Source organism: Pseudomonas sp. Pseusp3 (assembly GCF_047304225.1).
Taxonomy (GTDB): Bacteria; Pseudomonadota; Gammaproteobacteria; order Pseudomonadales; family Pseudomonadaceae; genus Aquipseudomonas; species Aquipseudomonas fluorescens_CD.
On sequence record NZ_JBGLYV010000031.1, the window covers coordinates 26,640 to 43,499 of the forward strand.

General features: G+C 61.0%; 15 protein-coding genes. 10 read left to right on the plus strand and 5 right to left on the minus strand.

The genetic code is table 11. The features are described 5' to 3' along the window. Positions 1-170: 170 nt before the first annotated feature. Positions 171-575, minus strand: coding sequence for an RNA-binding S4 domain-containing protein (locus ACCD00_RS13075; protein WP_008019054.1), 405 nt, complete (start codon positions 573-575; stop codon positions 171-173). Between the two features lie 233 nt (positions 576-808). Between ACCD00_RS13075 and ACCD00_RS13080 the strand changes: the two genes are divergently transcribed. Both ACCD00_RS13080 and rimK read left to right on the plus strand, forming a co-directional pair. Continuing rightward, positions 809-1,270 (plus strand): ATP-dependent zinc protease, encoded by a 462-nt coding sequence (locus tag ACCD00_RS13080; protein WP_413425086.1) that lies wholly within the window; start codon positions 809-811, stop codon positions 1,268-1,270. Continuing rightward, positions 1,267-2,172: a 30S ribosomal protein S6--L-glutamate ligase gene (gene rimK / locus ACCD00_RS13085; protein ID WP_007972871.1), complete on the plus strand. Its 906-nt coding sequence runs from the start codon at positions 1,267-1,269 to the stop codon at positions 2,170-2,172. Before ACCD00_RS13080 ends, rimK begins: the two co-directional genes overlap by 4 nt. A gap of 84 nt (positions 2,173-2,256) precedes the next feature. On the opposite strand, the gene ACCD00_RS13090 is transcribed toward rimK, so the two are convergent. Beyond that, positions 2,257-3,570: an ATP-binding protein gene (locus tag ACCD00_RS13090; RefSeq protein WP_008019059.1), complete on the minus strand. Its 1,314-nt coding sequence runs from the start codon at positions 3,568-3,570 to the stop codon at positions 2,257-2,259. 115 nt (positions 3,571-3,685) lie between these two features. Then, positions 3,686-4,426, minus strand: a complete 741-nt coding sequence (gene ompR / locus ACCD00_RS13095) for a two-component system response regulator OmpR (protein ID WP_007972873.1) — start codon at positions 4,424-4,426, stop codon at positions 3,686-3,688. 361 nt (positions 4,427-4,787) lie between these two features. Here ompR and ACCD00_RS13100 point away from each other — a divergent pair, with 361 nt between their 5' ends. The 7 genes from ACCD00_RS13100 to tauD all read left to right on the plus strand — a co-directional run bounded on the left by ACCD00_RS13100 (position 4,788) and on the right by tauD (position 13,090). Next, on the plus strand, positions 4,788-7,112 hold the full coding sequence (locus ACCD00_RS13100) for a Tex family protein (RefSeq protein WP_413425038.1): 2,325 nt from the start codon (positions 4,788-4,790) through the stop codon (positions 7,110-7,112). Then, positions 7,112-7,495, plus strand: coding sequence for a PaaI family thioesterase (locus ACCD00_RS13105; protein ID WP_007972875.1), 384 nt, complete (start codon positions 7,112-7,114; stop codon positions 7,493-7,495). Before ACCD00_RS13100 ends, ACCD00_RS13105 begins: the two co-directional genes overlap by 1 nt. 255 nt (positions 7,496-7,750) lie before the next feature. Next, positions 7,751-9,334, plus strand: coding sequence for a glutamate--cysteine ligase (gene gshA, locus ACCD00_RS13110; protein ID WP_413425040.1), 1,584 nt, complete (start codon positions 7,751-7,753; stop codon positions 9,332-9,334). A gap of 156 nt (positions 9,335-9,490) precedes the next feature. Beyond that, positions 9,491-10,468 (plus strand): taurine ABC transporter substrate-binding protein, encoded by a 978-nt coding sequence (gene tauA, locus ACCD00_RS13115; protein ID WP_413425042.1) that lies wholly within the window; start codon positions 9,491-9,493, stop codon positions 10,466-10,468. 16 nt (positions 10,469-10,484) lie between these two features. Next, entirely contained in the window at positions 10,485-11,279 is a 795-nt protein-coding gene (gene tauB, locus ACCD00_RS13120; RefSeq protein ID WP_413425044.1) for a taurine ABC transporter ATP-binding subunit, read from the plus strand. Beyond that, positions 11,276-12,109 carry a taurine ABC transporter permease TauC gene (gene tauC / locus ACCD00_RS13125; RefSeq protein WP_413425046.1) on the plus strand — a complete coding sequence of 278 codons (834 nt, stop codon included), beginning with the start codon at positions 11,276-11,278 and terminating at the stop codon, positions 12,107-12,109. Before tauB ends, tauC begins: the two co-directional genes overlap by 4 nt. 138 nt (positions 12,110-12,247) lie before the next feature. Next, positions 12,248-13,090 carry a taurine dioxygenase gene (tauD, locus tag ACCD00_RS13130; protein ID WP_413425048.1) on the plus strand — a complete coding sequence of 281 codons (843 nt, stop codon included), beginning with the start codon at positions 12,248-12,250 and terminating at the stop codon, positions 13,088-13,090. 136 nt (positions 13,091-13,226) lie between these two features. On the opposite strand, the gene mgrA is transcribed toward tauD, so the two are convergent. Further along, on the minus strand, positions 13,227-14,264 hold the full coding sequence (mgrA, locus tag ACCD00_RS13135) for an L-glyceraldehyde 3-phosphate reductase (RefSeq protein WP_057399192.1): 1,038 nt from the start codon (positions 14,262-14,264) through the stop codon (positions 13,227-13,229). Positions 14,265-14,501: 237 nt separating this feature from the next. Here mgrA and ACCD00_RS13140 point away from each other — a divergent pair, with 237 nt between their 5' ends. Further along, positions 14,502-14,762 (plus strand): hypothetical protein, encoded by a 261-nt coding sequence (locus ACCD00_RS13140; protein WP_413425051.1) that lies wholly within the window; start codon positions 14,502-14,504, stop codon positions 14,760-14,762. A gap of 24 nt (positions 14,763-14,786) precedes the next feature. Here the strand turns inward: ACCD00_RS13140 and betT are convergent, their stop codons facing one another. Continuing rightward, a complete protein-coding gene (betT, locus tag ACCD00_RS13145; protein WP_413425088.1) occupies positions 14,787-16,748 on the minus strand; it encodes a choline transporter BetT in 1,962 nt (653 codons plus the stop codon). Positions 16,749-16,860 lie beyond the last annotated feature (112 nt).

Consider the following 16,860-nt stretch of genomic DNA (forward strand, 5'->3'; position numbering starts at 1 on the left):
GCTAGGCCTTGGCTATAGCGTATTGCTGCCTGGTTATGGCTTACACGCCGGTGGCTGTGTGCGCTTTACGACGAATGGCACATGCACGACAGGCCAATTACCTCATATGGCTACGCGCAGGTGCAATTACAAGTCTTGTCCTGACTGATGTGATCGGCGGCCCCGGCCAATCATTCGTTGCTGTCACCACGAAACTTGAACAGATCGCGGCGCTGTTTCTTGCTTGGCTTACCGTCGGTACTCACGCCCAGGGCTCCCGCCTTTCTTTGCGCAGCGGCCTCTTCGCGCTTGGCGATGCTGGCCTGCGTCTCGGCATACAAGGTCTGCGCCTCCGGGGCGCCGCGGCGAACGATCGACAAGGCCTGGACCACCACCGTACGCTCGTCGAAACCGGTGCGAATCACAAATTCATCACCGACCCGTGGCTCTTTGCCCGGTTTGCAGCGTTCGCCCCGGCAATGCACCTTGCCGCTTTCAATCGCCGCCTTGGCCAAGGCGCGGGTTTTGTAAAAGCGTGCAGCCCACAACCATTTATCGAGGCGGACTTTATCGTCCTCTTCGTTTTTTTGTGCCATGGGATTTCCTCATTCTGAAATATTGGTGAACTGTACTACCGTTCTCTCGTACCAAGAATTACGTCGTCCCGGATTACAATGCTGACATTCCATAACCTCATTGCGAGACTGGAAATCCGGGCCGTAGATATCTGTCGCCTTTTAACCATTATTCTGCGTGAATACCGCGAATCTGGCCGCCTGCGGCCACCGCGGTTTCTACCGGTTGAGCAATTTTGAAGACATTTGACCATTTGACCGTTGTCGGTCTGCGCGAGTGGGTGGCGCTCCCGGATTTGGGAGTCGCCGGCCTGCGGGCAAAAATCGACACCGGTGCCAGCACCTCAAGCCTGCACGCCACCGACATCGAAACGTTCGAGCGCGAAGGCGAGCCCTGGGTGCGCTTCACGGCGCACCTGGGCACCGTGGTGCAGTTGCGTCATCGCCGCTGCGAGGCACCGCTGGTGACGAGAAAAACCATTAAAAGCTCTAACGGTCACGCACAAGTGCGATATGTGATCAGCACCACCCTGGCCCTCGGTGATCGGGTTTGGCGGGTCGAGTTCACCCTGGCCTGCCGCAAGTCCATGCGTTATCGCCTGCTACTCGGTTCCAAAGCCCTGATCGACGGCCAGTTGGTGGTCAATCCAGGCATCAAGTATGTACAAGACAAGCCGGTGTTCCCGGTATCTACCTTCTCCACAGGTGTTGCATGAAGATCGCTGTGCTGTCGCGGAACCCGCGTCTGTATTCCACCCGCCGCCTGGTTGAAGCCGGTACCGAACGCGGCCATGAAATGGTGGTGGTCGATACCCTGCGTGCCTACATGAACATCGCCAGCCACAAGCCGCAGATCCACTACCGCGGCAAGCCGCTGGAGGGTTTCGATGCGGTGATTCCACGGATCGGTGCGTCCGTGACCTTTTATGGCTGCGCAGTGCTGCGCCAGTTCGAGATGATGGGGGTCTTTCCGCTCAACGAATCGGTGGCCATTGCCCGTTCACGGGACAAGCTGCGTTCACTGCAATTGCTGTCCCGTCGCGGGATCGGCTTGCCGGTGACCGGGTTTGCCCACTCCCCCGATGACATTCCCGACCTGATCGAAATGGTCAACGGCGCGCCGTTGGTGATCAAGGTGCTGGAAGGCACCCAAGGCATCGGCGTGGTGCTGTGCGAAACCGCCACGGCCGCAGAATCGGTGATCGAGGCGTTCATGGGCCTCAAGCAGAACATCATGGTTCAGGAATACATCAAGGAAGCCGGTGGTGCAGACATTCGCTGCTTCGTCGTCGGTGACAAGGTGATCGCAGCGATGAAGCGCCAGGCCAAGCCCGGCGAATTTCGTTCCAACCTGCATCGTGGTGGCAGCGCGAGCCTGATCAAGATCACACCCGAGGAGCGCATGACAGCACTGCGTGCGGCAAAGGTCATGGGGTTGGCGGTGGCCGGGGTGGATATCCTGCGTTCCAATCATGGGCCGCTGGTGATGGAAGTGAACTCCTCGCCGGGTCTGGAAGGGATTGAGACCACCACCGGGAAGAATGTCGCGGGGATCATCATTGAGCATTTAGAGAAGAATGGTGGGCCGAACATGACCCGGACCAAGGGCAAAGGCTAGAAGCAGCCATAAGCTGCAAGTTTCAAGCGGCAAGTGGAAAGCCGCTTTTTCTTGCAGCTTGAAGCTTGGCGCTCGAAGCTGTCTTTAAACGGCATCCCGCGGCAACAACAACCCCAACGGCAACCGCACCCGCGCTTCCAGCCCTCCGCCCGAGCGGTTACGCAGTTCAACGTTGCCGCCATGCATCGAAGCAATCCGCTTCACGATTGCCAGTCCCAACCCGGTGCCCTTGCCACCCCGGGCACGATCACCGCGGGTGAACGGGTTGAAGATCGCTTCCAGTTCCGACGGATCGATACCGGCACCACGGTCCATGACGCTCAGCACCACATACGGCGCGCTGGTGTCCCCGGATACATACGCCGCCACCTCCACACCACTGCCGGCATGATGCAACGCGTTGCCGATCAGGTTGTTCAGCAGTCGTTTCATCGACACACGACGCAACGGAAACGGCTGAATCGGCTCCAGGCGCAACCGCACTTTCTCTTCATTCTGGTTGTAGGGCGCAGCGACTTCGCGGACCAGGTCGCTCAGGTCAACCTCTTCCACCGACTCGTCGCGCCCGTCGCGAATGAACGCCAGGAACTGATCGAGAATCGCATCCATGTCCTCGATATCACGCACCATGTCGTCGGTCAGATCGGTGCGATCACCCATCAACTCCAGGGACAGGCGCAAGCGGGTCAACGGCGTGCGCAAATCATGGGAAACACCGGCCAGCATCAGCTCACGCTCGCGACCGGCCTGTTCGACGTCTTCGGCCATCTGGTTGAAGGCGCGGTAAACCTCAGTCATCTCGCTCGGCGTATCGCTGATTGGCAGGCGCACGCTGCGACCCTGGCCGAGTTGCCGCGCGGCATACACCAGACGCTTCAACGGTTGATTGAGCTGGCTGACGAAGATCCAGGCCGAAGCGGTGGAAAGCAGACCGATAGCGAGGAACCAGCCCAGCACGTTCCAGATTTTCTGGCCGCGCAGCGGATGGGGATAAAGCGGTACTTTCAGCCAGCCATCGCCCAGGCTTGGCGCCCGTACCCACAGCGCCGGTGGCGAATGCATGCGTAGCCGGACTTCAGTGTCGGCCCCCAGCTCCGCCTGCATCTGCCGCTGGTAGATCTCGCTGTAAGGCCAGTGCTGTTCGCCTTCCGGCACGCCGGCACCCACCACCCGGATCAGGGTCGCGGCCTCGGCGATCTTGCCGCGGTTTTCTTCATCGGCAGCCCAATAGGCGCGCAGCGTCAGGGCGACACCGTGGCTGTACTGACGGTCCACAAGCACATCTTCGTTCATCAGCAGATAAACCAGGGTCAGCGCCTTGGAGAAGAGTACGACGATCAGCACCAGCCAAAGGGTGCGGGAGAAGAAGCTCTGGGGGAACCAAACGGGGGTTTTCATGGATAACCGTTAAACACTTGCAGGAGCGAGCGATGCTCGCATATTGCGGATCGCGAGTCTGCGGACGGGATCGATTGATCCGTTGTCCGCATGACCCGCTCCTACAAATCGCCCATCACTTGGTGGCGGTACCATCCGGAACAAACACATAACCCACGCCCCAGACAGTCTGGATGTAACGCGGTTTGGAAGGATCGGGTTCGATCATCCGGCGCAGACGGGAAATCTGCACATCGATGGAACGCTCCAGGGCATCCCACTCGCGGCCACGGGCCAGGTTCATCAACTTGTCGCGGGTCAGCGGTTGACGCGCGTTCATCACCAGGGCCTTGAGCACGGCGAATTCACCGGTGGTGAGCATGTGCACCTCTTCGCCGCGCTTGAGCTCGCGGGTGGCCAGGGACAACTCGTAGTCGCCGAAGGTCACGCTTTCGTCTTCGCTGCCCGGGGCGCCCGGCACCGGCGCCGACTGGCGACGCAATACCGCCTTGACGCGAGCCATCAGCTCATCCGGGTTGAAGGGCTTGGCCAGGTAATCGTCGGCGCCCAGCTCCAGGCCCTTGATGCGGCTCAGCTCGTCACCCTTGGCGGTGAGCATGATGATCGGAATCTGGTTGTTCGCGTTGCGCAGGCGGCGGCAAGCGGTCAGGCCGTCTTCGCCGGGCAACATCAGGTCGAGGACGACCAGGTTGAACACTTCGCGCGCCAGCAGGCGATCCATTTGCTCAGTGTTCGGTACGGCGCGGGCGCGATAGCCCTTGCTGACGAAAAAACGTTCCAGCAGGCTGCTCAGCCCCGGATCGTCGTCAACGATAAGAATTTTTTCGCCTTCAGCAGTTTGTGCAGTGCTGCTCATTGGATGCTCCTTTGATCTCGGCGCGCATTATGGCGTAGCTGCCGTTATACGCACCGTGTGCATTGTTAGCAGATTTTTCCTTCAGCGCCAGAAAACCGGCCATTGCACTGGCAATCCGCTATGCCCCCGAATGCCGTAACGCTGGTTATAATGCGCGGCCTTTTGTGTCAGGCAACATCAGACAGGTACTACAGACGGACGCTATTTATTTTCATGGCGTCAGCAGTAATTGTTCGATTTCACGGGTCAACGCAATGCCTGTTGACCCAGGCAGCGGCGCTGGCCAGGCCGCTCAACCAGACTCGCGAAGGCCCTGTTTCAGCGCCTGCGAGCCTGCTTTCACAATTTGTCAGGTGGTTTTATGGACAGCATCAACAGCCGCATCGCCGAGGAACTCGGTGTACGCCCACAACAGGTCGAAGCGGCCGTCGCGCTACTCGATGAAGGCTCTACCGTTCCCTTCATCGCCCGTTACCGGAAAGAAGTGACCGGCAGCCTCGACGATACGCAATTGCGTCATCTGGAAGAGCGCCTGCGCTACCTGCGAGAACTCGACGAACGGCGCATCAGCATCCTTGCCAGCATCGAAGAGCAGGGCAAGCTGACGCCGCAACTGGAACGCGACATCAAGCTCGCCGACACCAAGACCCGTCTCGAAGACTTGTACCTGCCGTACAAGCAGAAACGCCGCACCAAGGGTCAGATCGCCCTGGAAGCCGGCCTCGGCGAACTGGCCGACGGCCTGTTCAACGACCCGTCCCTGAGCCCGGAAACCGAAGCCGCGCGTTTCATCGACGCGGAAAAAGGCGTGGCCGATGTGAAGGCTGCCCTCGAAGGCGCCAAGTACATCCTCATGGAGCGCTTCGCCGAAGACGCAGGCCTCTTGGACAAGCTGCGCAACTACCTCAAGCAGGAAGCCACCCTCAGTGCCCGCGTGATTGCCGGCAAGGAGGAGGAAGGCGCCAAGTTCCGCGACTATTTCGAACACGACGAACCGCTCAAGAGCATGCCGTCGCACCGCGCGCTGGCGATTTTCCGTGGCCGCAACGAAGGCATTCTCAGTTCCTCGCTGAAAGTCGGCGACGAATTGCCGGGCACCATGCACCCGTGCGAAGGCATGATCGGCCAGCATGTCGGCATCCAGAACCAGAACCGCGCCGCCGACAAATGGCTGGGCGAGGTGGTGCGCTGGACCTGGAAGGTCAAGCTCTACACCCATCTGGAAACCGACCTGCTGGGCGAGTTGCGCGATGGCGCGGAAACCGAAGCGATCAACGTCTTCGCCCACAACCTGCATGACCTGTTGCTGTCGGCCCCGGCCGGCCCGCGTGCCACCCTGGGCCTCGACCCTGGCCTGCGCACCGGTTGCAAGGTTGCCGTGGTCGACTCCACCGGCAAGCTGCTGGATCACGCCACGGTTTACCCGCACGTGCCGCACAACAAGTGGGACCAGACCCTCGCCGTGCTCGCTGCGCTGTGCGCCAAGCACTCGGTGGACCTGATCGCCATCGGCAACGGCACCGCCAGCCGCGAGACCGACAAACTGGCCGCCGAACTGATCAAAAAATACCCAGCCATGAAAATGACCAAGGTCATGGTTTCCGAGGCCGGCGCATCGGTTTACTCGGCATCGGAACTGGCCTCGAAGGAATTCCCGGACCTCGACGTGTCGATCCGTGGTGCGGTGTCGATTGCCCGTCGTCTGCAAGATCCGCTGGCTGAGCTTGTGAAGATCGATCCGAAATCCATCGGTGTCGGCCAGTACCAGCACGACGTTTCACAGCTGAAACTGGCCCGCGGCCTCGATGCGGTAGTCGAGGACTGCGTGAACGCCGTTGGCGTGGACGTGAACACCGCTTCCGTGGCGCTGCTGGCACGGATCTCCGGCCTCAACGCGACCCTGGCGCAGAACATCGTCAGCCACCGCGACGAGCACGGCGCGTTCAAAACCCGTGCCGCGCTGAAGAAAGTCGCGCGTCTGGGTGAAAAAACCTTCGAACAGGCCGCCGGATTCCTGCGCGTCATGAACGGCGAAAACCCGCTGGACTCGTCGGCCGTTCACCCGGAAGCCTATCCGCTGGTGCAGCGCATTGCCGCCGAGACCGACCGTGACATCCGCTCACTGATCGGCGATGCCGCATTTCTCAAGCGCCTCGATCCGAAGAAGTACACCGATGAAACCTTCGGCCTGCCGACAGTCACCGACATTCTGCAGGAGCTGGAAAAACCCGGTCGCGACCCGCGTCCAGAGTTCAAGACCGCCGAGTTCCAGGAAGGCGTCGAAGACCTCAAGGATCTGCAGCTGGGCATGATCCTCGAAGGCGTGGTGACTAACGTGACCAACTTCGGTGCCTTCGTCGATATCGGCGTGCATCAGGACGGTTTGGTACATATCTCTGCACTTTCGGAGAAATTCATCAAGGATCCTCGCGAAGCGGTGAAGGCCGGCGACGTGGTGAAAGTGAAGGTCATGGAAGTCGACATCCCGCGCAAACGCGTAGGCCTGTCGATGCGCATGAGCGACACCCCGGGCGAGAAAATCGACGGTGCCCGCGGCACGCGTCCGGGGTCGGCGCCACGCCAGTCCCAGAACACTGCACCGCGCAAGGAAACCACGGCCGCTGCCCCGAGCAACAACGCCATGGCTTCGCTGTTCGCCAACGCCAAGCAGTTGAAGAAACGCTGATGGACATTCCCGCCGGGCTGACCGAAAGCGCGTTTTTCAAGCTACTGGGCTGTCGCCTGCACAGCCTGGAAACCGGGGTGGCGCAAGTCGCCCTGGCGCTGGAACCCGAGCTGCGCAATCGCGGCGGCAAGCTGCACGGCGGGGCCTTGTTCAGTCTGGTGGACATTGCCATGGGGCTGGCCTGTTCCAGCACCCACGGCTTTGACCAGCAGAGCGCGACCATCGAGTGCAAGATCAACTACATCCGCGCCGTCTCAGACGGCGAGGTGATGTGCACGGCGCGGGTGATCCACCCGGGTCGCCGCACGTTGGTAGTCGAAGCCGATGTGATGCAGGGCGACAAACTGGTCGCAAAAGCACAAGGCACGTTCGCTGTCCTGTAGCTAGTCGTCATCGATTTGAGTTAATTTCAGCGCAATGACCTGTAGGAGCGAGCTTGCTCGCGATGAACGTCAGGGCGCCGTTTTCACTCAGGCACCCCTCGTTATCGTTAACCTCCATCGCGAGCAAGCTCGCTCCTACAGGGTATGGGCCTGCGCGGTCCGAAAACCAGGCGAAAACGCCAGTTTTAACTTCACCCTTGTAGACCGTCTTGCCCACCCCCATATTGGGGCGACTGACGCGTGAAGGAATCCAACTTGAGCGAACTTCTCAACCGCCGCCTGGCCCTGCTCGGCGAGCGCGCTAACCTCTCTCTGCTCGAACAGTGCCTTCACGGCATCGAACGTGAATGCCTGCGCGTGACCGGCGAAGGTCGTCTGGCGCAAACGCCGCACCCGGAAGCATTGGGTTCCGCGCTGACCAACGAACAGATCACCACCGACTATTCCGAGTCGCTGCTGGAGTTCATCACTCCGGCCCTGCCCGACCCGGCGGACACGCTGGCGAGCCTGGACAGCATTCACCGTTTTGCCTACAGCAAGCTCGGCAACGAGTATCTGTGGAGCCCATCGATGCCGTGCCCGTTGCCGGCCGAGGAAGACATCCCGATCGCCTATTACGGCACGTCCAATATCGGGCAGCTCAAGTATGTGTACCGCAAGGGTCTGGCCCTGCGTTACGGCAAGACCATGCAATGCATTGCCGGCATCCACTACAATTTTTCCCTGCCGGAAAAACTCTGGCCGTTGCTCAGGCAGGCCGAAGGCTTTGTCGGCACCGACCGCGATTTTCAGTCGTCGTCCTACATCGCGCTGATCCGTAACTTCCGCCGCTACAGCTGGTTGCTGATGTACCTGTTCGGCGCCTCGCCGGCACTGGACGCCGGCTTCCTGCGCGGTCGCTCGCATCAGCTGGAGCAACTGGACCCGAACACCCTGTACCTGCCGTACGCCACCAGCCTGCGCATGAGCGACCTGGGTTACCAGAGCAACGCCCAGGCCGGCCTGACGCCGTGCTACAACGATCTGGCCAGCTACACCGACAGCCTGCGCAAGGCGGTGGCCACACCCTATGCGCCATACGTCGAAGTCGGCACCCACCAGGATGGCGAGTGGGTACAGCTCAACACCAACATCCTGCAGATCGAAAACGAGTACTACTCCAACATCCGCCCGAAACGCGTGACCTACACCGGCGAGCGTCCTATCCAGGCGTTGATGGCCCGGGGCATCCAGTACGTCGAAGTGCGCTGCCTGGACATCAACCCGTTCCTGCCGATGGGCATCGACCTCACCGAGTCACGCTTCCTCGATGCGTTCCTGCTGTACTGCGCGCTCAACGACAGCCCGCTGCTGACCAACACCAGTTGCGGCAACGCGACTTCGAACTTCCTCAGCGTGGTCAAGGAAGGCCGTCGTCCAGGCCTGCAACTGCAACGGGATGGCCATCCGGTCGACCTGAAGGAATGGGCCGGCGAGTTACTGGAGAAAATTGCGCCATTGGCCGCGATGCTCGACCAGAGCCATGGCGGCGATGCCCACAGCAAGGCGCTGGACGCCCAGATGGCCAAGGTCCAGGACTCGTCCCTGACGCCGTCGGCACAGGTATTGGCGGCCATGGCCGAGCACAAGGAGAGCTTTGCCCAGTTCTCCCTGCGCCAGAGCCAGGCCCACGCCGAGTTCTTCCGTAGCGAGCCGTTGCCGGCTGAGGAGCAGGCGAGGTTTGAAGAGCGGGCGCGTTCGTCGCTGGCTGAGCAGGCTGAGCTGGAGCAGAACGAAGTCGGTGATTTCGATGTGTTTGTCGGGGCGTACCAGGCGAGCATTCTGGCGATCAGCAACTGACCATCAAACACAGCTCCCACAGAGAGCATGATCCGCTGACCTCCACAGATTGTTCCCCTCATAAGCTAATTCGAAAAAGTTATTTATTTTCGAATTCTTAGATCATTTAGTCTCTTTCTCACGCCGACATTCGGTCGCCTGACAAGGAGCTTTCTGATGAAACTGACTTTCCCTCTACGCTTGCTGGCGGCCGCTTCCTTGGCGACAGCGAGTTTCCTGGCCCAAGCGGCCGACGTCACCGTCGCCTACCAGACCACCGTTGACCCGGCGAAAGTCGCCCAGGCCGATGGCGCCTACGAAAAAGCCACCAAGGCCGATATCAGCTGGCGCAAATTCGACAACGGTGCCGACATCATCGCCGCCATCGCCTCCGGCGACGTGCAGATCGGCTACCTCGGTTCCAGCCCCCTGACGGCGGCCATCACCCGCAAAGTCCCGGTGGAAACCTTCCTCATCGCCACCCAGATCGGTGCCGCCGAAGCCCTGGTGGCTCGCGACGGTTCCGGGATCAAGACCCCGCAAGACCTGATCGGCAAAAAGATCGCCGTGCCGTTCGTGTCCACCGGCCACTACAGCCTGCTCGCCGCGCTGAAGCACTGGAACATCGACCCGTCGAAAGTCACCGTACTCAACCTGGCTCCGCCAGCGATCATTGCCGCCTGGAAACGTGGTGACATCGACGCCACTTACGTCTGGGATCCGGCACTCGGCGTGGCCAAGGAAAACGGCAAGGTACTGATCACCTCTGGCGAGCTGGCCAAATTCGGCGCACCGACCTTCGATGCCTGGATCGTGCGCAAGGACTTCGCCGAGAAGCACCCTGAAATCGTCACCGCGTTCGCCAAAGTGACCCTGGACGCCTACGCCGACTACCGCAAAGACCCGCAAGCCTGGCTCGCCAACCAGGGCAACGTCGACAAGCTGGTAAAACTGTCCGGAGCCAAGGCCAGCGACATTCCGCTGCTGCTGCAAGGCAACGTCTACCCGCTGGCAGCTGACCAGGTGATCACCCTCGGCGCGCCGACCACCAAGGCCATCACCGACACCGCCGCGTTCCTCAAGGAGCAAGGCAAGGTCGAGGCGGTACTGCCGGACTACGCGCCGTACGTCAGCGCCAAGTTCATCACCAACTGATCGGGAGTTCATTGCGATGGCTTTGCTACAGCTGGAGCGCATCAGCGCACAGTACCCCGGCAGCCCTACACCTGTGCTGGCGGATATCTCCCTGAGCCTGGGGCCCCGGCAGCTGCTGGTCGCCCTCGGCCCGTCCGGCAGTGGCAAGACTTCGCTGTTGAACCTGATTGCCGGTTTCGTCGATCCCAGCACCGGGCGCATCACCCTCGACGGCGTGCCCGTCAAAGGCCCGAGTGCCGAGCGTGGCGTGGTGTTCCAGGACGACGCGCTGCTGCCGTGGCAAGACGTGCTGGCCAACGTAGGCTTCGGCCTTGAACTGGCCGGCATCGCCCGGGACAAGCGCGAGGCCCGCGCCCGGGAAATGCTCGCCCTGGTCGATCTTTCCGGTTTTGAAGACCGCCGCATCTGGCAGCTTTCCGGCGGCCAGAAGCAGCGCGTCGGCCTGGCCCGTGCCCTCGCCGCCGACCCGCGCGTGTTGCTCATGGACGAACCTTTCGGCGCCCTCGACGCGTTCACCCGTGAACAGATGCAGGAGCTATTGCTGCAAGTCTGGCAACGCACCGCCAAGCCGGTGTTCCTGATTACCCACGACATTGAAGAAGCCGTGTTCCTCGCCACCGACCTGATTCTGTTGGCGCCGAACCCGGGGCAGATCGTCGAGCGCCTGAGTCTCGACTTCGGCCAGCGTTATGCCGCCGGTGAGTCGGCACGGGCAATCAAGTCCGACCCGCGCTTTATCGAAACCCGCGAACACGTACTCGCCAAAGTGTTCTCCCAACGCAGCGCCGCCACGCGGCAGGAGCGCGCATGAGCAGTTACGAAATTCCCGCCGCAGCGACAAGGCCAGGCACTCCCGTGACTGCTACACGACGCAGCTTGAGTACTCGCTGGATCAGTGTGCTGACACTGGTCGCTCTGATTGTTTTCTGGTGGGTCGTAACGGCAACCGGTTTGATCGAGCCGCTGTTCCTGCCACCACCCTCCGCCGTCCTGCAAAAAGGCTGGCTGCTGGCGACCTCCGGTTACATGGATTCAACCCTGTGGCAGCACCTCGGCGCGAGCCTGGGGCGCATCGGCCTGGGCCTCGGCTTTGCGATTCTCACCGCCGTGCCGGTGGGAATCGCCATCGGCGCCAACCGCATCGCCCGTGGCGTGCTCGACCCGCTGATCGAGTTCTACCGGCCGATTCCACCGCTGGCCTACCTGCCACTGATCGTGATCTGGTGCGGCATCGGTGAATTGTCGAAAGTGCTGCTGATCTACCTGGCAATTTTCGCCCCGATCGCCATCGCCACCGCGACCGGCGTGCGTACCGTCGACCCGGCGAAATTGCGCGCCGCACAATCCTTGGGCGCGACGCGGGCGCAGTTGATCCGTCACGTCATTTTGCCGAGTGCCTTGCCGGACATCCTGACCGGTGTGCGCATCGGTCTCGGCGTAGGCTGGTCGACGCTGGTCGCCGCCGAACTGATCGCCGCCACCAGCGGTTTGGGCTTCATGGTGCAGTCGGCCGCACAGTTCCTGGTCACCGATGTGGTGGTACTGGGGATTCTGGTGATCGCGCTGATCGCCTTCGCGATGGAGATGGGCCTGCGCGCCCTGCAACGCAAACTGGTGCCGTGGCATGGCCAGGCTCACTGATAACTGAACTCCCCCCTGTAGGAGCGAGCTTGCTCGCGATAGCAATGCGACAGGCAACACTACTGTGATTGATTCACCGCCATCGCGAGCAAGCTCGCTCCTACAAGAAAGCTCGACCCCGAATTGAAGAGAACCACCATGAGCCACCTGACTATCGTCCCCCTCAGCTCCGCGCTCGGTGCACAAATCAGCGGCATCGACATCAGTCAGCCGCTGAACGTTGAACAGCGCGACACCATCGAGCAGGCACTGCTCAAGCATCAGGTGCTGTTCTTCCGCGACCAGCCGATCACGCCCCAGCAACAGGCGCGATTCGCCGCGAATTTCGGCGACCTGCACATTCACCCGATCTACCCCAATGTGCCGGAACAACCGGAAGTATTGATCCTCGACACCGCCGTCACCGACGTGCGCGACAACGCGATCTGGCACACCGACGTGACCTTCCTGCCGACCCCGGCCCTGGGCGCGGTGCTCAGCGCCAAGCTGCTGCCGGAGTTTGGCGGCGACACGTTGTGGGCCAGCGGGATTGCGGCGTATGAAGCCCTGTCGGCGCCGATGAAAACCTTGCTCGAAGGGCTGACCGCCACCCACGACTTCACCCGCTCATTCCCGCTGGAGCGCTATGGCAACACGCCCGAGGCGCTGGCCCAATGGGAAGAAGCACGACGCAAGAATCCGCCGCTGTCACACCCGGTGATCCGCACGCACCCGGTCAGCGGGCGCCGCTCGCTGTTCGTCAATGAAGGCTTCACCTCGAAGATCAACGAACTGTCGGAAACCGAAAGCGAGGCGATTCTGAAGTTTCTGTTTGCCCACGCCACGCGACCTGAATTCACCATTCGCTGGCGCTGGCAGCAGGACGACATCGCGTTCTGGGATAACCGCGTGACCCAGCATTACGCGGTGGATGATTACCGGCCGGCGCGGCGGGTGATGCAGCGGGCAACGGTTTTGGGGGATGTGCCGTTTTTTAAGTAAACCCTGATGTCTTGAATGGCCGGTCTGGCCTCTTCGCGAGCAAGCCCGCTCCCACATTTGGAATGCGTTCCAATGTGGGAGCGGGCTTGCTCGCGAAAGCGATCTGAAAGGCGCAAAAGAATCTGGCGCCTAACACTCACTCAGCCGTCGAAGGCTTCTCCCAAAGATTGATCCCGCCCTCCTGGGCAAACCGGTCAATCTCCGCCAGTTCCTGCGCACTGAAGCTCAGGTTCTTCAACGCCCCGACGTTCTCGATGATCTGCTCCGGCCGGCTCGCACCAATCAATGCCGAAGTCACCCGTGGATCACGCAGGGTCCAGGCCAGCGCCAGTTGCGCCAGGCTCTGGCCACGCTGCCGGGCGATTTCGTTGAGTGCTCGCACCTGGGCGATGTTGGCCTCGGACAAGTGCGACGCCTGCAACGAACCACCCCCAGGACGATTGACCCGCGCATCCGTCGGCACACCGTTGAGGTACTTGTCGGTCAGCAATCCCTGCGCCAGCGGCGTGAAGGCGATCACGCCCGTGCCGAGTTCGTCAGTGGTGTCCAGCAAGTCTTTTTCAACCCAGCGATTGAGCAGGTTGTAGGCCGGTTGGTGGATCAGCAACGGGACTTTCCATTCCTTGAGCAACGCGGCCATTTCACGGGTTTTCACCCCGGAATAGGACGAGATGCCGATGTACAGCGCCTTGCCCTGTTGTACCGCTGTCGCCAGTGCGCTGGCGGTTTCTTCCAGCGGCGTGTCCGGGTCGAAACGGTGGGAGTAAAAGATGTCGACGTAGTCCACGCCCAGGCGTTGCAGGCTCTGATCGAGGCTGGCCAGCACGTACTTGCGCGAACCGCCGCCCTGACCGTAAGGCCCCGGCCACATGTCCCAACCGGCCTTGCTGGAGATGATCAGTTCGTCACGATACTGCTTGAAGTCTTCGCGCAGTAGACGGCCGAAGTTGATCTCGGCGCTGCCATACGGCGGGCCGTAGTTGTTGGCCAGGTCGAAATGGTTGATGCCCAGGTCGAACGCCGTGCGCAGTAACGCGCGCTGGGTATCGATCGGCGTGCTGTCGCCGAAGTTGTGCCACAGGCCCAGGGACAGCGCCGGCAGCACCAGCCCACTGCGGCCCACACGGCGATAAGGGATGGAGTCGTAGCGGTTTTCGGCAGCGGTGTAAGTCATCGAATCCTCTCTTGTCTGTCTTGAATCTGGTATCGACTGCTTCGCCAGTCGCCCAGCATACGCCCGCACGGACGGCAAAAAACCGGGGATTCGACTAAATGCTGAATCGTTTCACAAAAAATTGATCAGCCCGCAGAATTCAACAAAACCGCGACAGGCTTGCGTGATCAGGGTCGACAGGAACAAAGTCGCCAAAGCAACGAAGATGCGATAGCTATCGCAAGGAGGGAAGCCGCCATGCACACCACGATCATCATCACCTTCGGCCTGGCCTTGCTCGCCCTGATGCTGTTCATCGGCGAGAAGATCGGCTTCAGCCGCCAGACCCTGACCTACGCGTTTGTGCTGCTGTGGCTGGCGCTGACAGTGATCAACGGTGCCATCGGCGTGGTGAGCGCCGGCCAGTCGTTGAGTACGGAACTGGGGATCGGCACGGTGGTGTTCAGCATTCCGGTGGCGGCGCTGGTGTTGTTCATGGTGCTGAGCGCCGAGGGCTGAAAAGCCCCGGCGCCCTGCCCGCGATCAACGCACCAGATGCAGGAACTGCATGTGTCGTTCGTACTGGTCGAGGATATCGTTGATGATCTGTTCCTTGGTGTAACCCACCAGATCGTAGTCCTGGCTACCCTCGCTCAAATGCACTTCGGCCCGGTAGTAACGGCGATTGTTGAGTTGCTTGGAGCCCATGCCGCCGCGGGCAAACGATGGTGTGAAATAACCGCGCATCTGCACTTGATAAACGAACGGATGCTGATCGCCATGGCCGATTTCCAGGCTGACGCTGTCATTGGCCGGGCCCGGGTGTGTCGCTACGTGCAAACCCTTTTCGATGAACACGGCAGACACCTCTTCAATCGCCGGGCGCACCGTCGTATCGAGGAAGCGATAGACCTCATCCCGCGAAGGGAAATGCACCGCCTGGCTCAAGCGCTGACGCCAGCCGCCCTTGCCACGTCGGGACCCCGAGACCGGCGCCAGTGAATGCATCTGCGCAATCCGCTTCTGCGATTCCAGGTAAAACGCCTTGTGCAGCCCCCACATCATCAACAGCAAGATCAACGAGAACGGCAGCGAGGTCAGGACCACCGCCGACTTCAACGCATCGATGCTGCCCGAGAACAGCAATGCACTGGTCACCAGCGCAGTCATTGCACCCCAGAACACTCGCAGCCATTTCGGCCCGTCTTCATCGTGAGTGCCGCCCTTGGCGGACAGCGTCGACAGCACCACCGTGCCGGAGTCGGCGGAGGTGACGAAAAACACGAAGCTGATGAACACCGTCACCGCGATGACGGTTTTGCTCCACGGGTAGGTTTCCAGCAGCAGGTAGAGCGTCATCGACGGGTTGTCGATGGCCGACATGCCGAGCGCGCTCATGCCATGGTTGAGCACTTGATCGATGGCGCTGTTACCGAAGATCGACATCCACGCCAGGGTGAAGCCAAGTGGAATCAGCAGCACGCCGAAGACGAATTCGCGGATCGTCCGGCCACGGGAAATGCGCGCGATGAACAGCCCCACGAACGGCGACCAGGCAATCCACCAGGCCCAGTAGAACACGGTCCAGCCGCCCAGCCAGTCGCTGGGTTTGTCGTAGGCGTAAAGGTCGAAACTCTTCATCGGCAAGGCGCCGAGGTAATCGCCGAGGTTCTGGATCAGGGTGTTGAGCAAGTGCTGCGTGGGGCCGGCGAACAACACGAACAGCAACAGCGCACAGGCCAGCAGCATGTTGATGTCGGACATGACCCGCATGCCCTTGTCGACGCCGGATACGGCAACGATGATCGCCGCCCCCATCATCAAGGTGATCAGGCCGACCTGAATCCATTGGGTATGGGCGATGCCGAACAGGTAGTCCAGGCCCGAGTTGAGGTGCAACACGCCGAAGCCCATGTCGGCACCGAGGCCGAACACCGTGGCAATGATGCCGAAGCCATCCACGGCATAGCCGATGGGGCCATTGATGCGCTTGCCGATCAGCGGGTACAGCGCCGAACGCAGGGCCAGTGGCAGGTTATGCCGGTAGGCAAAGTAGGCCAGCGCCATGCCGACAAAGGCGAACACGCCCCAGCCATGCAGACCCCAGTGCAGAAACAGAATCTGCATCGCCTGGCGCGCCGCATCCGCCGTACCCGCCTCTCCTTGCGGCGGTTGCAGCATGTGGGTCAGGGGCTCGGACACACAGAAGAAAAACAGGGTGATGCTGATCCCCGCGGCGAACAGCATGCCGGCCCAGGACAGATAACTGAATTCGGGTTCGTCGTGGTCGGCACCGAGCTTGATCTTGCCGTAGCCGGACAAGGCGGTGACCACCACGAAGACCAGATACAGGGTCATCGCCAGCAGGTAATACCAGCCGACCGTGTTGGCCGCCCAGTTTTGCGCCGCCAGCAACCAGGCACCGGCCTGCTCGGGCATGGCGATGACAACGACACCAAACAACAGAATGAAACTCGCCGAGAACCAGAACACCGGCGGATTCATGCGGATCAGACCGCCTTGAGGGATGGACGATGCACTCATGTACGGTGCACCTCGAAGGGTAGAAACGTGGCTGTGGAAATCTGACTCAGCAAAGGCAAGCCTCCTGTTGTGA